9 protein-coding genes are annotated in these 14083 nt (G+C 49.1%); 4 read left to right on the top strand and 5 right to left on the bottom strand.

From position 1 onward, the window contains the following. Nucleotides 1-15: 15 nt before the first annotated feature. Entirely contained in the window at nucleotides 16-951 is a 936-nt protein-coding gene (locus NSS79_RS18680) for a LysR family transcriptional regulator (RefSeq protein WP_342435659.1), read from the bottom strand. A 142-nt stretch (nucleotides 952-1093) separates the two neighbouring features. On the opposite strand from NSS79_RS18680, the gene NSS79_RS18685 reads away from it, so the two are divergent. The 3 genes from NSS79_RS18685 (at nucleotide 1094) to NSS79_RS18695 (ending at nucleotide 5590) form a co-directional block, all read left to right on the top strand. Further along, the gene (locus NSS79_RS18685) at nucleotides 1094-2389 is read left to right on the top strand and encodes an amino acid permease (RefSeq protein WP_342435660.1); all 1296 of its coding nucleotides are present in this window, start codon (nucleotides 1094-1096) and stop codon (nucleotides 2387-2389) included. Between the two features lie 555 nt (nucleotides 2390-2944). Beyond that, the gene (locus NSS79_RS18690; protein ID WP_342435661.1) at nucleotides 2945-3895 is read left to right on the top strand and encodes an alpha/beta hydrolase; all 951 of its coding nucleotides are present in this window, start codon (nucleotides 2945-2947) and stop codon (nucleotides 3893-3895) included. 375 nt (nucleotides 3896-4270) lie between these two features. Next, a complete protein-coding gene (locus NSS79_RS18695; RefSeq protein ID WP_342435662.1) occupies nucleotides 4271-5590 on the top strand; it encodes a PQQ-binding-like beta-propeller repeat protein in 1320 nt (439 codons plus the stop codon). 13 nt (nucleotides 5591-5603) lie between these two features. Here the strand turns inward: NSS79_RS18695 and NSS79_RS18700 are convergent, their stop codons facing one another. The 3 genes from NSS79_RS18700 to NSS79_RS18710 all read right to left on the bottom strand — a co-directional run bounded on the left by NSS79_RS18700 (nucleotide 5604) and on the right by NSS79_RS18710 (nucleotide 12733). Next, a complete protein-coding gene (locus tag NSS79_RS18700; protein WP_342435663.1) occupies nucleotides 5604-6824 on the bottom strand; it encodes an aminotransferase class I/II-fold pyridoxal phosphate-dependent enzyme in 1221 nt (406 codons plus the stop codon). Nucleotides 6825-7217: 393 nt separating this feature from the next. Then, entirely contained in the window at nucleotides 7218-11996 is a 4779-nt protein-coding gene (locus tag NSS79_RS18705) for an S-layer homology domain-containing protein (protein ID WP_342435664.1), read from the bottom strand. A gap of 155 nt (nucleotides 11997-12151) precedes the next feature. Then, entirely contained in the window at nucleotides 12152-12733 is a 582-nt protein-coding gene (locus tag NSS79_RS18710; RefSeq protein ID WP_342435665.1) for a hypothetical protein, read from the bottom strand. A gap of 340 nt (nucleotides 12734-13073) precedes the next feature. Between NSS79_RS18710 and NSS79_RS18715 the strand changes: the two genes are divergently transcribed. Next, on the top strand, nucleotides 13074-13241 hold the full coding sequence (locus NSS79_RS18715) for a hypothetical protein (protein ID WP_342435666.1): 168 nt from the start codon (nucleotides 13074-13076) through the stop codon (nucleotides 13239-13241). A 241-nt stretch (nucleotides 13242-13482) separates the two neighbouring features. Here the strand turns inward: NSS79_RS18715 and NSS79_RS18720 are convergent, their stop codons facing one another. Then, nucleotides 13483-14034, bottom strand: a complete 552-nt coding sequence (locus NSS79_RS18720; RefSeq protein ID WP_342435667.1) for a hypothetical protein — start codon at nucleotides 14032-14034, stop codon at nucleotides 13483-13485. Nucleotides 14035-14083 lie beyond the last annotated feature (49 nt).

Consider the following 14083-nt stretch of genomic DNA (forward strand, 5'->3'; position numbering starts at 1 on the left):
CATGATTTCAACAACCTATTGTACCACAGAATTTAATACACCTTCATTTGTATTTGTATTTCTCCACATTGCCGCATGTTTCTCTACCGTCAGCAAAAATTCCTGAAGTGCCGGCGATTTCCATTTCTTTTGATGGTAGACAGTCTGTGTAGTTACCCGCTGCGATTCATCATTCCAGTTCAGCCGGGCCAGCTTGCCGGCGGCCAGCTCGCTTCTTACCGAAATCAGCGGCAGGAATGAGATGCCGAGGCCGGACATGACACACTGCTTGATCGCCTCGATACTCCAGAATTCCAGCTTAGGATCAGGAAACACTCCTTGGCTGTTCAAATGACGCTCAAACAAGATCCGGTAGGTACAGCCTGTTTCTGTAAACAGGATGGTTTCATTCTTAAGATGCTGCGGTTCGACACTCTCCTGCTGCAGCAAAGGATGATCCGGCGGTGCAATGAGCGTCATCTCTTCATGAATCAATGTTTCACTGCACAAGTCTTTATATTCCGCCTCCGGCTGCAGCAGAAAAGCCAAATCCAGCTCACCGGAGCGGACGGACTCTGTCAGCTCCCAGCAGACGCCTGGTTTCAGTGTGATTTGAACCTGCGGATATTGTCCGCGGAATTCCTTAATGATGCCCGGCAGCCGGAAGGCGGCCAGCGATTCTGGCGCACCAATCCGCAGGACTCCCGATACCTCATTCTCTGCACGCAGGGCATTCTGGGCCAAAGAGTGCATCCGGTGAATTTCCTGCGCATAAGGCAGCAGGCGGCGGCCTGCATCGGTCAGAATAATTTTTTTGCTGATGCGGTCAAACAAAGGCTGGCCAAGCTCTGCCTCCAGTGCTTGAATCTGCGCAGTAATACTGGACTGGGCATAGTCCAGCTTTTGAGCCGCACGGGTAAAACTGCCTGCCTCCACGACTACTAGAAACGTAAATAAATGCCGCGATTCCATATGACTCTCATCAACCTTCCCGGGAAGAATGTATCATCGGTTTTTCGAATGGATAACATTCAAACTTTCCGTTTTCCCTATGGATACATTATCTGATACTCTATAACTAAATACAAGGTAAAAGGAAAGCGGGATCTTATTGATGAAGGAAACTCATACATTGCAACGAAACATCGGTATGCCGCAAGCCATTGCTCTATACATTGGAGCCGTGCTTGGTTCAGGTATATTAATCGTACCCGGACTGGCCGCGGAAATAGCCGGTCCCGCTTCCCTGCTGGCCTGGGGATTCATGACCCTGCTGATTCTGCCTCTGGCTTTGTCGATGGGGCTCCTCTCCGCTAAATTTCCAAATGCCGGAGGTGTGTCCCACTTCGTCACCTTGGCCTTCGGCCCCAAGGCCGGAGCATTGGTGGGCTGGTTCTTCCTGATGTCAGTGCCCATTGGCGGACCTGTGGCTGCACTGACGGGAGCCGGGTATATGACGGCCGCCATGGGCTGGGGGGACGGAGCCCGAATCGCTATCGCCGCCGTGATGCTTGCCATTGGCCTGATCACGAACTGGATGGGCATGCAGGTTGCAGGCAAAGTACAAATTGCCGTCGTTATCGCAATCATAGCTGTGCTGGTCTTCTCGTTTGCCACCGCACTCCCCCGCATGGAAAGCACGCATTTCACGCCTTTTGTTCCCCATGGCTGGATGAGCATCGGGCAGGCGGCAGCTATTCTCTTCTGGTGTTTCATCGGCTGGGAGGCAGTCTCCCATCTTTCAGAAGAGTTCAAGGACCCGCAGCGTGCAGCTGTTAAGGGAGTCACCATCGCCGCTATTATCGTAGGGGTGCTCTATTTCTTATCCGCACTGGCTACAGTTGGAACCCAAAGCTACCTCCGTGGAGGCGCCGATTCCTCGCTCGTCTGGATCATCAGCCAGCCGCTTGGCGCATGGGGCGGCTTCATCGCCGGGCTTACCGGCCTGTTCATCTGCACCGCGACGATTATCGCCTATTCCAGCGCTGCATCACGGGTGGCCTTTGCCTTGTCCCGTCAGGGCTATGCTCCCAAGTGGATGGGACGCCTGTCCAGCCGGTACAAGACACCCACTGGGGCTATTGGTTTCTTGATGCTTTGTTTTGCTGCAGTACTGCTCCTTTACGGCAGTGGCCTGCTCTCCATCACCACGCTGATCCAGTTCCCCAATGCCACTTTCATCCTGACGTACATTGGAGGCTGTGCTGCCGGAATCCGGCTGCTCAAAGGCAACAGGCTTGGAGTAACGATCAGCTGGATATCTTTTATCGCCACGCTGGCGGTGTTTCCGTTTACCGGGTGGGCAATACTGTATCCGCTGCTGATTACGATCGTCTTTATCATCGTCACCGTGTTGGGCAATAAACGCAGCTCCGGCAGTGGTTACTCTCAGACACTGGAACATCGTTAGTCGGCGCGCAGGACCCTTGAATAGAGCAGGCCGCACCCTCTTTGCTGAGCAAGGAGGATGCGGCCTTTTTTTTGAAGAGACTGTCCAAATAACGGAAAGGATGAGCAACAGTTTGGAGTTTATCACTCTTTTTAAGCGGTGGGAAGATCAACTGGAACGTAAGCGAATCTCTGCTGACTGAGGCGGTTTCCGGCAGTGGAAGTGCGGCATAATAATGAAGAGTAACGACTTCACGCTGTTTCTGGGACAAGCGGCTTACCGCCGCCCACAGCAGTTGTTCAGCTGCAGGGCAATGCTTTCAGCGGAATCGTATGCGGAATGCTCCTCGAACATTTCCCTGGCCTGCTGTTCAGTAATCGGACAGTCTTTCAATCGTTCTTCCTCCCCGGTTAGTCAATGAATATACGCTTTATCCCTAGTAAACCGTTCGCTTTTGGGCTAAAAGTTTTTAGGGAGGTTAACGGGGGCTGCAACGCGTTTCGTTTCAGGAAGGTCGCATCCGGTTATGGATTGAAGAGAGATAGAACCCATATTTCATTTAAGGAGACGATAAACATGCCCGAAAATAAAAAGATCGTTCTCGAACCGGCAGCGCAGAAATTTGCCGATGACAATGCAAAGCCCCCTTTCCTTCCTGACCTCGGTCCTGAAAAGGGACGAGAAACGGTGGATACCGTTCAGTCCGGTGAAATAAAAAAACCGGAGGCCGATATCCAGGATCTCTCTGTTCCCGGCGGACCCAAAGGTGAGGTACCGATCCGAATTGTTCGTCCGGTTAACTCTTCTGCTTCATCACTTCCTGTTATCTTATACATTCACGGTGCCGGTTGGGTATTCGGCAACAGCCATACTCATGACCGGCTCATTCGTGAACTGGCGGCCGGCGCGGATGCGGCCGTTGTTTTCCCGGAATACAGCCTGTCTCCGGAAGCCAAGTATCCTACAGCGATTGAGGAAATTTATACGGTGCTGGAATGGATCTCTAAGCATGGATCTGAACATGGTCTTGACGGGGGCCGATTGACTGTAGCCGGTGACAGTGTCGGAGGTAATATGACTGCGGCCATAACGCTGATGGCTAAAGAACGCAAAGGCCCGGCAATCAGCAAGCAGCTGCTGTTCTATCCGGTAACCGATGCTTCATTCGATACGGAATCCTATCACCAGTTCGCCGAAGGTTATTTCCTTCAGCGTGAAGGGATGAAATGGTTCTGGGATCAATATACAACAGATCCGCAGGAACGGGCTCAGATTACCGCTTCCCCGCTGCGGGCCAGCCTGGAGCAGCTCAGCGGTTTGCCGGAAGCCTTGATTATTACAGGAGAAGCCGATGTGCTGCGGGACGAAGGCGAAGCCTATGCCGCCAAACTGCGTGAAGCGGGCGTCCCGGTAACAGCGGCCCGGTTTCAAGGTATCATCCACGATTTTGTCATGCTGAATGCGCTCGCGGATACGAATGCCAACAAGGGAGCACTGCTCTTGGCAACAGCGTGGCTGCGGCAATAGTGCTTAAATAAACAAGATATATGTAACGTGAAATCAGGCCAGCTTCGGGTGTATTCCGAAGCTGGCCTGATGCCTTAAAAACGGCTTAATTACAGTAAAGTGTGCAGCTGCTCAGCAGTTATTTTTACACATAAAATATTTAACCGCCTCCCGCACGAATCCGCTGAAGGTGCAGAGAATCCTCCGAAATTGAATCCCATAACGAGCCCTCCTATTAAATTTTTAGTTGCCCCTTATTACCCCAATCTGGACCGGTTGAAATATTAGTTTACATATTAATTGTTATGTTAACCAATAAACAACTTCCTTATTTTAGAAACTTATTAAGCATTTATACGTCTAACTAATATGAACATTCACAAGGAGATGACTCTTTTGCCACAAGTAAAAAAAATTCTCACATCACTTCTCGCTGTTTCCCTATTATCATCCGGTACCACCCTAACGTTACAAGGAATGGCTACAGACACCGCCTATGCAGCATCCAGCGCCACTTCTGTGAAAGCCGCCAAGGACACCTCTCTCCCTTTGAAGTGGTCTGTCGCAACAGATGGCATTGGCATGTATGACAAGTTGCCCATCTTAAATGGAATCCTCTTTTATACCGCCAATAATACATTGTACGCCAAAAATATAGCTACCGGCCAAGTGAAATGGTCCTACAAAAATGGCGGGGAGCCGCAGATCCTTACGAACAGTTCCATCTTCTTTATCGATAATCACGAACAGCTCGTAAAAGTATCCGCTGACACGGGGAAGCTGCTGTGGAAGGTTAAAGTGTCAAAGCGACCGATAGAAGTCGGAGCACAGGCCCACCTGATTAACGGAAAAGTGTATTTCTCCAATGAAAGCGGCGGCGTAGCTGCCTATCATCCGGTGACAGGCAAGAAAATTTGGGAGAATATGAATATCCCCATGTATGTAGGCACCATTTACGGAGAATATAAAGGCGTACTCGTCGTCTCCAGCACCGTCGATAATACACGCACACAATTTTACGGACTAGATCTTGCTACTGGCAAGAAGTTATGGAGAACTGAGGGCCTTTATAGTTATGTAGGTGTTCAGGAGGGACATTTGGTTCTGCAGAAACAAGTCAAAGAACAATATGATGCTGAAGCCACTCCCGTTCCGGGTCATCTATTAACACTGGTTCAATTGGACCCGGCAACAGGCAAAATATCAGGCCAAGAAGACTACCAGCCTCTGAATAACATCGACAGAATGAGCAATTACTACACTTCCATTCAGAATCCTTATATCTACACGGTGGCTGGGAATCTTGATAAGGATGAATATACGCTAACACGGTTTACACGCGGCCAGAGCAAAGAAACAGCAACAAAAAGCTACGAAAGTTATGGCAGATGGCTGGCCGGTCCCACAAACGGAATGGCTTTCTTTCAAAAAGGAACCCAAATCACCGGAGTCAATCTTCAGAATGACCGTGTTGTGAAGTTCGACAATCCGGCAAGCAAGGTTGAACTGCTGCAGCGGGTCGGCAAGGCTGTATTCACTATTTACGAGAACGGGTACCTCTCCATTAATCATGCAGATACCGGAGCCTTGTTCGGGATTATCAAAACCGGAGCCGGCTACCACTATTTTGGCAAAGTTACGATCGAAAAGGGAATCGCACTGATCCCGACAGAACGTAAATTACTGGCCGTAGCCCTGCCTAAAGAATTGCAGTAAATGATCTTTACGTTTAGCGGCTCCTGCGAAGAAACTCCCCGATTCTCCGGGCAGCTTCCAGGAGCCGCTTTTCTTCTTCAACCAGCGCGATTCTGACGAACCCTTCTCCCTGTGAACCAAAAGCATCCCCCGGGATTACAGCAACACCAGTCTTCAGCAGCAGCTCTTGAGCGAACTTGCGTGATCGGCTAACTTCACCTGGAGTTCCCCAAGCCTCCGGAAGCCGTGCCCAAACAAACATTGTCGCTTTAGGCTTAGCAACAGACCAACCTTCCAAAGACAAAGCTTCAATAAACACATCGCGTCGATGCTCATAAAGCGGAGCTACCTCCAGTTTATCCCCTCCAGCTATCGCCAGCTCCAGCGCAAATGCCGCAGCCTCCTGTATCGGATTAAATACCCCATAGTCTACATTGCTCTTCAGTTCACGGAGTGCTCCGACAGCTTGGCGGTTGCCGGTCATAAAACCAACGCGGCATCCCGCCATATTAAAACTCTTGGAGAACGAATGAAATTCAACCGCCGTCTCTAGTGCTCCAGGTACTTGCAGGATACTTAACGGACGGTAGCCGTCAAACCCCATCTCCGAATACGCCAAATCATGAATAACCAGCACCTCCCATTTCCGGGCTAATGCAATCAGTTTCTCCATGTAAGCCAGATCGGCCGTAACCGAAATCGGATTGCCGGGAAAGCTGAGCAGGATAAAAACCGCCTGCTGCCATATCTCATCAGGAATGCTGTCCAGATCAGGCAGAAAGTCATTTCGCTCCAGCAGAGGGAGATGCCAGGCCTTGACCCCTGCAATCGCCAGTGAACCGGAATAAATCGGATAACCCGGATCAGGGACAATCGCCAAATCTCCGGGGTTGCAAATGGACAAAGCAAGATGGGCCAGCCCGTCCTGGGAACCCATCAGCGCCACCAGCTCTTCCTCATCATCCACTTCAACATCAAACCGCCATTTCATCCAGGCTGCCGCTTGCTTGCGGAACAAGCCGCTTCCCTTGGAAGCGGGATAGGAATAACAGTTCTCTCTGAGAACTGCATTACTTAACGCTTGGCGAATTTCAAGAGCAGGTGCCTGATCCGGACTGCCGATCCCAAGGTCGATGACCTCGATGCCCGACCTCCGTGCTTCTGCTTTCCATTCGGATACCTCCGAGAATATGGAAGAACCCAAATGCGATAGTTTATCCGATCGCCATCCCCGTTTAGAACTGCTGTATGTCAAAATCAAAACCCCCAGCTGTTTTTCCAATTAGTATAGCATGATTTCTTTCACCCGGTTTTACACAAAGCTCACATCAGAAGGGCGCAAACAATTAAAACCATATTATATAATTAATACCTTATAAATCCAATATCAGCCCTCAAATCGGCACAAGCAGATGGTTAGATGAACCTATTAAAATGGATCTCAGATGAAACAGCGTATAATTTATGTTATACGCTGTTTTTCCAGGGCGAATTTGGGCCATTCTACTGGGGTTTTCACTATCCAGTCAATAAGATCTTTCTCCTAAGCTGAGAATCTTGCTAAAGAGATAAACAGCCGCCAGAATTATTGGCGGCTGCGTGTGATTACGTATTTACCTTGTGCTCTCCTGTTTATTGAAAATCCGCTTTACTTCGCTGGCAGTTTCAATAACCGGTATAATACCGTCATCCCTTCGGCACGTGTTGTCTTCCCATCCGGTTTAAACATCCCCCCGGGTTGGCCTTCGATGAGGCCGAGTGCTGCCGCTTCATTCACGGCTTGCTGTGCCCAGGCTCCCATTCGCCCGGCGTCCTGAAATGCCGGGGTCGCACCAGTTACTGCCGCGCCTGCGTTGCTCAAATGATATGCACGCATAATCATTACAGCCATTTCCTGCCGCGAAAGGGAATCCAGCGGCCGGAATGCCCCGCCGGCTCCTCCTATAATTCCAGCTGCGGCAGCGGCATTTACTCCCACCGCGTACCATGCGTCTTCAGGGACATCTGTGAACACGGCTGTTTCTTCCATTTTAAGATTCAACAGTCGGTCCAGCATCCCCGCGAACTCTGCACGGGTCAATATCTGATTCGGAGCAAATAAACCTTCGTCTGTTCCAGTCGCGATATTTCGGGCAGCCATCACTTCAATGGCATGCCGGGCCCAGTGAGAGTTCAGATCTCCAAAGGTCTTGGTGGATTTCGCCAGCAGATAAGCTCCCCATTGAGCCGGCTGGAATTCTATACTTCCACCCGTGATCTTACTGTCAAGATACCGCCAGCTCCCCTGTTCATCCTGCACGTAAATCACGAGCTTATCCGTATCACTTTCTTTATTAGAAACCGGTATTTGTGCGTTCAGAGCAAAGGAGTTCTTTTCCAACGGATCAAGATTTTTAACTGACGAAGTAATAGTATACAGAATACGCCCTTCTGTATTTGCAGGCTGATCCACCGCTGCCTTTTGGGTAAATGTCAGCGTGACCTCTTCCGCTTCGGCCGACAATAACTGCTGCGCGGCTATCGTCCATTTCGAACCCCGGTCAAGAATTTGCAGTGGTTTACCGAGTTGAACCGCCAAGCGGATGACAGATTGCGGAAACCATACAGATATAGCGCCAGCTGCAGAACTATCAACATCTTTAAGATCTATACTTAATACAGCGACTTCAGCATTGTTCAATTCCTTGAGTGCCCATGCTTCATCTACTTTAAGCAGATCCGGCTTTGCGGCTGGCGGGACAACAGCACTCTGGAACTCGGGATTGTTACCAGCAGGTGGGGCTGTATAAATCTGCCCAGCCGAAACCTTAGCCTGGGCAAAACCGATAATTTGCCGGCTTTTATTGATCTCATAGACTGCAATATACGAACCCGCTGCAACAGCGATATCTTCCCCCGGCTTGTAGCTGAGTACTCCGGCAGGCAGGAAATCTCCTTTAACCGGAACTGCTATAGCATCGGCTGATACTTGCACAGCTATACTGTTGAGCGGATCATAGGTCGCCGTTTGTACCGTGGCCGTGCCCTGCGTTTTGCCGGGTACAATATCTATTTCGAGCATCCTGACGGGATATGGTGCTACCTCTCCCCGCTGCAGCAGCTTTGAGCTGAAACGGAAGATTGTCCCCTTTTCGTCCGTCTCATAAATTGCGATATACATTCCAGCTTCCACATCGGCTAGCTCGAAAGGCAGGGCGGAAACCGGAACCGCTTCAGCAGGTACACGGTCAAGCACAATGTCCGGAGTATCCAAAGGCTTCACCGAAACGATTCGCTTTAACTCATGATAGACTTCATCATAAACTGCAGTTTTGACCAGAGCTCTGCCGGGTACACTTCCCGGACTAACTTCAATCGGAGCCACAAGTGGAGGAGCCGCAGTGTCAAACGGTGTCACCGCAACCTCCATCGATTTCCCGCTCTCTCCTGCCGTTTCGCTGGCCGAGGTCACTGTTACATAATAGGTGGTGTCGTTGGCAAGCTCCTTCACTGATAAATAGGTGCTTGTTGCAACGCCTACCGGTGCACCGTAGCCCTCCCCTGCGGTACGCATATAAATATTATAATGATCCGCTTTGGGAGAGGCAGACCAGTTCAGTTCAACCCCGCGATCCCGCGCGCTTGCTGTAACATTCAGCGGTACTGCCGGAGCCGAACCACTGTCATCGAACTGCATCACAACCGTCCTGTAATCTCCTCCTGACTGTGCCATATCCGTGAATACAGCATAGACAATGCCGTCTTCGACATATAGCGAGGTATGATCCACCGCTCCTTTGGAAAAACTTTTGTTCCCGACAAATTCCCAGCCGGTATCTCCTTTGCCGGTATATTTCATTACAATGGCTTTTCCGCCATTTTCCGCTGACCTGAACAAGATGTAGGGTATGCCCTGATCTATAAAAAGACGGGTATAATTCAGGTCGTTATCGGGATTCCCTTCAAAATTTTTGCTGCCGACATAATCCCAGTTCTGCCCGTTAAATTTGACCAGATTCGGCCCCACATCCCGAAAAGCCAGATAAGGCGTTCCCTCGTACACAAATACCGATGTCCACTTGACGGCTTTCGCAGTTGTCATGTTCTTGGTAAATCCGCGTCCGCCTAAAGCTACCCACTGGCCGCCATCATACATCATGACAGTTCCTCGGTTGGCGTTATTATCACGGAAAGCGACATAGGGCGTGATTCCGTCTACAAATAATGATACATAGGTTCCTGCCGCACCTACGGATATGATTCCGTCCCCGACAAGCTCCCAGCCAGTGTCGCCTTTACCGCTATATCTCATTACCATCGCACCCGGCTCTTGGCCATGAGCAGGCTGGACGTTAAAAGCAACAAAAGGTATACCGTTCTTATCAATAGCCAGAGCTACATTATCAACCAGCTTGTCGATGATGCTTCTCCCTCCGACGGGCTCCCATTTGGTTGCACCCTTCCCTGTATATTTCATGACTGTAACACTGTTATGGATATCGGTAGATGCGACATACGGCACGTTATTAAAGAAAGCCAGCGAAGTATATCCAACGCCGCCTTCCAGAAATCCCGGGCTTCCAACATACTCCCATCCGGTAGGCGTATGTTTTTTGACGGACACTTTTCCATTCTCTACGATGGCCAAAAAAGGTGTGCCGTCATTTACGATCAAAGAGTTGTCCATAGTGGCAGAGCTGGAAACAGTTCCTAAAGATTCCCATACGTTCAGACCCGGAGTAGCGTTGACCTCTGCAGATTCGGCTTCATCGCTAATCCCATTCTCATTAAAAGCCCTCACCTTGAAGTAGACTGTCTTGCCACTGGTCAATCCTTCGGTCAATGTATAGGTTGTAGAGCTGTTCCCGGTAACTACAGCAGCCGGTGTATCCGGATAACTGCTGACTTCCGTATCACGCTGGTAGATGTAGTAACCCGTTGCATCTGCTCCAGTAGCGGCAGTAACCGGATCCCAGCTAATGTTTACTTGTGCATTATTGACCGAAGTGGCCTGTACATGCAGTGGAGCAGCTGGCGGCAAGGCCAACGGCGTTATCTTGATTTCATTGGAATAACGTCCATCCACCGTACGGATCATAAACCGGTAGGATGTATTATTTTCAAGCCTCGGAATCACATCACTTCGTCCTTCTCTGCCAACAGAGCTGAACTGTACCCCGTCTTTAAAAATAATGTATCCGGTAGCCTTTTCTGCTGCGTCCCACTCCAGTTGAATTGCCGAATCCCGTACTTGCCCCCAGAGTTTGAAATCGGCATCGTTGTATTTGATGATGGATATGGACCCGGTCTTACCATCTTCTACGTAGCTGACATATGGTACTCCATCCCAGACTGTCATATCAGATAGACTCTGAACTGTTACGGATAATGATCCTCCAAGCTTATTCCAGGTGTAGCTCCCATCTAGGAGCTTGCTTAAGCTTTTGGCAGATACGGTGTTGGGTTCTGTATAATCCCGATACATGGCATACACCTTTCCGGCATCCGCAGATAAGGTGTATGAGCTTACTCTATTATCGGAGACCGAATTTCCAGCCTTCGTCCAATCTCCCAATAATTCACCCGCTGAATGCTCCATAACTGTCAGCCTGTTGCCGTTCGCGGAACTGTCTACATATCCGAAATATAATATCCCGTCTTCGACGATTAACTTAGGCATGCTAAGCGCTCCACCAGTGAAATCCTGGTTGCCGATCCGTTCCCATTCCTTGCGGTCCGGATTGTATTTCTTCACAGTTGCTCTCTGTGCATTGTTGCTTGAAATATAGCCTACATATAAAATACCATCGTCATCTATTGCAAAAGGGGCATCACTGCTCGGATGGCTTCCCTCAGGACTGGGTATCAACGTCCATGCTCCTGCAATGTATTTTTTGATCTGCCACACTTTTTCACCCTTAACGACTCCCGAATACGCCACATATGGGGTTCCATCCACTATCGTTAAGGATATGTGCTCAAGCGTGGTGCTTTCACTGACAAAGACAGGCCCTCCGAGAGTCTCCCATCCCTCTTCCGCCAACTTGCTCACATGCAGTTCATTCTTATCTCCCCTATAAGCCAAATAAGGTATATCATTGTCAATTACGAAGGAGCTGGTCACCGAAGCCTCCGGCATCGGGATTGCCTCCGGCGGAGTAGGAAGCATCTTCCATTTCACTCCGTCATACTTTTGAATGGAAGGAATGCCGTTTCCGCTTTTATAAGCAGCGAGATATTTAATGTACAGTTCGCCCTTGCTGTTATAGGCTATTTCCGGATGGGCAGCTTTCGCAGCAATTTCCCTATTGCCTTCATATATCCAGGTTCCCTCCGCTTCCAATCCTGCCGCGCTGCTCTGGCTCCTCCCGAAGCCCTGCACCAGCATTGCCGCAGAGAGCAGAACGATCAGTAAGCTCCTGCACCATCTATTTCCCTTCACTCTCACTTTTCCATCTCCCCTTGTCTTTTGTATACGTTACATTGGATTGCCTGCACCTATAAAAAATCGGCCTTCCCTGCAGTATTAAGCAAAGAAGGCCGTTCAATGGAACGCTCACTAATGCAGGCTGCAACAGCGGCAATTCCCTAGATCATGACAACTCAGTAAGCATAGCCGCCGGTAAAGGTACCAGAGGTGTATAAGTCAATGCGGTTAATGTTAGAGAGAAAATAAGGAATATTCGTCTCTTGCGCTGCTAAAGTTCCAAACAGCAATCGAATACTATCCTCACCACTGCCGTTGATATCAGTAGCCAAAATTGCCGGCACTAAGGTTCCGGAGGTGGCAATGTCCGGATTCGCGAAGGTATAACGGCTGGAGAACAGCTGAGTCCCCGGACTGTTGAAGGTTCTGGTGTAGTTAGGTCCAACCAGCGAGGAGAAAGTTACACTAATTACATCGGAGTCTACATCGACACTTAACGCTTCGTTGTCTATAAGACTTTGGAACAGTTCGAGAACCGGACTTCCGTAGGCAGTATACGCTGCGTTCGTGAGATTGTTGCGATTGCCTGTATAGTCAAAATAATCTGCATTGGCATTAATATCTGTAGATGATATTGTCCCTACAAAAGTGCTGTCTAAATACAAATCAATAGAGCTGGTAGGTGCTGCTAAGACCTCTTCCGGCACGAGTAAACTTGCCGCAGAGACCGACACCGTAAACAAGAGACCAAGAATCATGAGACCTAATCTTCTGCCGAATATGTGGGTGCGTGATAAACTAATCATCTTCCACTCCTCCTAGATTATATTTGTACAGACGGAAAATTCCGCTGCGCAGCCTCTTCTTGAATCTCTATGAAAATTCGCTATTTCGAATCTAATTATGTTTTATTATATCTATTTATATCTATATATAACGTAATATTTGTTACACTCTAGTAAATAAATTTCTAAATCAAATTAAAATATAATAAACCATTGTGCTTCAACAGGTTAAAAAATGAATCCTGTTCAAGCAGAACCGTTAGTTCACTCTAGGCATAAGATAGGATATCAATAGCGAAGGTGGGCGAATTTTATGTCCAAGAACAAACGCGGCAAAGCATTATGGCGGACTCCCTCCCGGAGCAGAGGAACCTGCCCGATCTGTGGCAGCACGCGAATCAAGCTGCTCTATATCGGCAAAGGTGTTGCCGGCGAGAAGCTTGAAGTCTGCAAGAAATGCGAGGGCAAACAAGCAGGTTGAAAAGATTTAGCCGGGGAACGTAATCTTCTTTCTGAATCACAAGACAGGAAGAACAAAGGGGAGTGCCGCATCTTCGGCACTCCCCTTTGTTCTTCTAATTAATTCAATTCATGCTGCGGCACCCAATTACGGACACCGTTATCTTCAAGAATTCCCAGAGTAACATCCGAGATGCGGCCAAATTCTATCACTGGCAGGGGAGGCATTGAATTAACCTGCTCTCTTCTGCTACACGCCCATTTCAATACAATGTGATGGTATGTTCCCCGCTTGCCGTATCCAGAATCACTTTCCGCTCATGTTTCCAGGTAGGGCTGCTCAGCCCAAGCACCGTATCCGGATCCCGATCCTCACCGCGAATCATAACCCAGTAGTCCTGATTTTCCAGCTTATGCATGAATAATCCAAAATAGCGGCTCCGGTAAAATTCAGCAAAATATTGGCTTTCCCCTAGTGTAGCGATCCGGTATTTCACAACCAGCAGCTCTTGATTCCGGGGGGATTGCAAATATTCATATTGCCAGCCCATAAACGACGAACAAAAGTATTTCACCCCGAACAGCAACAGGATTAAGGAAACCGACAGGATCAGGAGCAGCTGTTTTTGGAGCAGAACCAGTGACACACTTAGCAGGATTACGTGATAGAGGACGATATATCCCCCCGACGGGTGAAACCGCGGTCCAGGCGAATAATCCAACAGCCCAAGAAGGACAAGTAGTACATCGGAAGCAAGTAAGATTCCAAGTAAAAGAAATGCTATTTTTTTGCGGGCAGTCAGCTTGGACAACATAAGGCCCTCCCTTTTCCAATCAGATATATGCCTAATGATATAAGCGGGA

This window comes from Paenibacillus sp. FSL L8-0436 (assembly GCF_038593025.1).
GTDB lineage: Bacteria > Bacillota > Bacilli > Paenibacillales > Paenibacillaceae > Paenibacillus_AQ.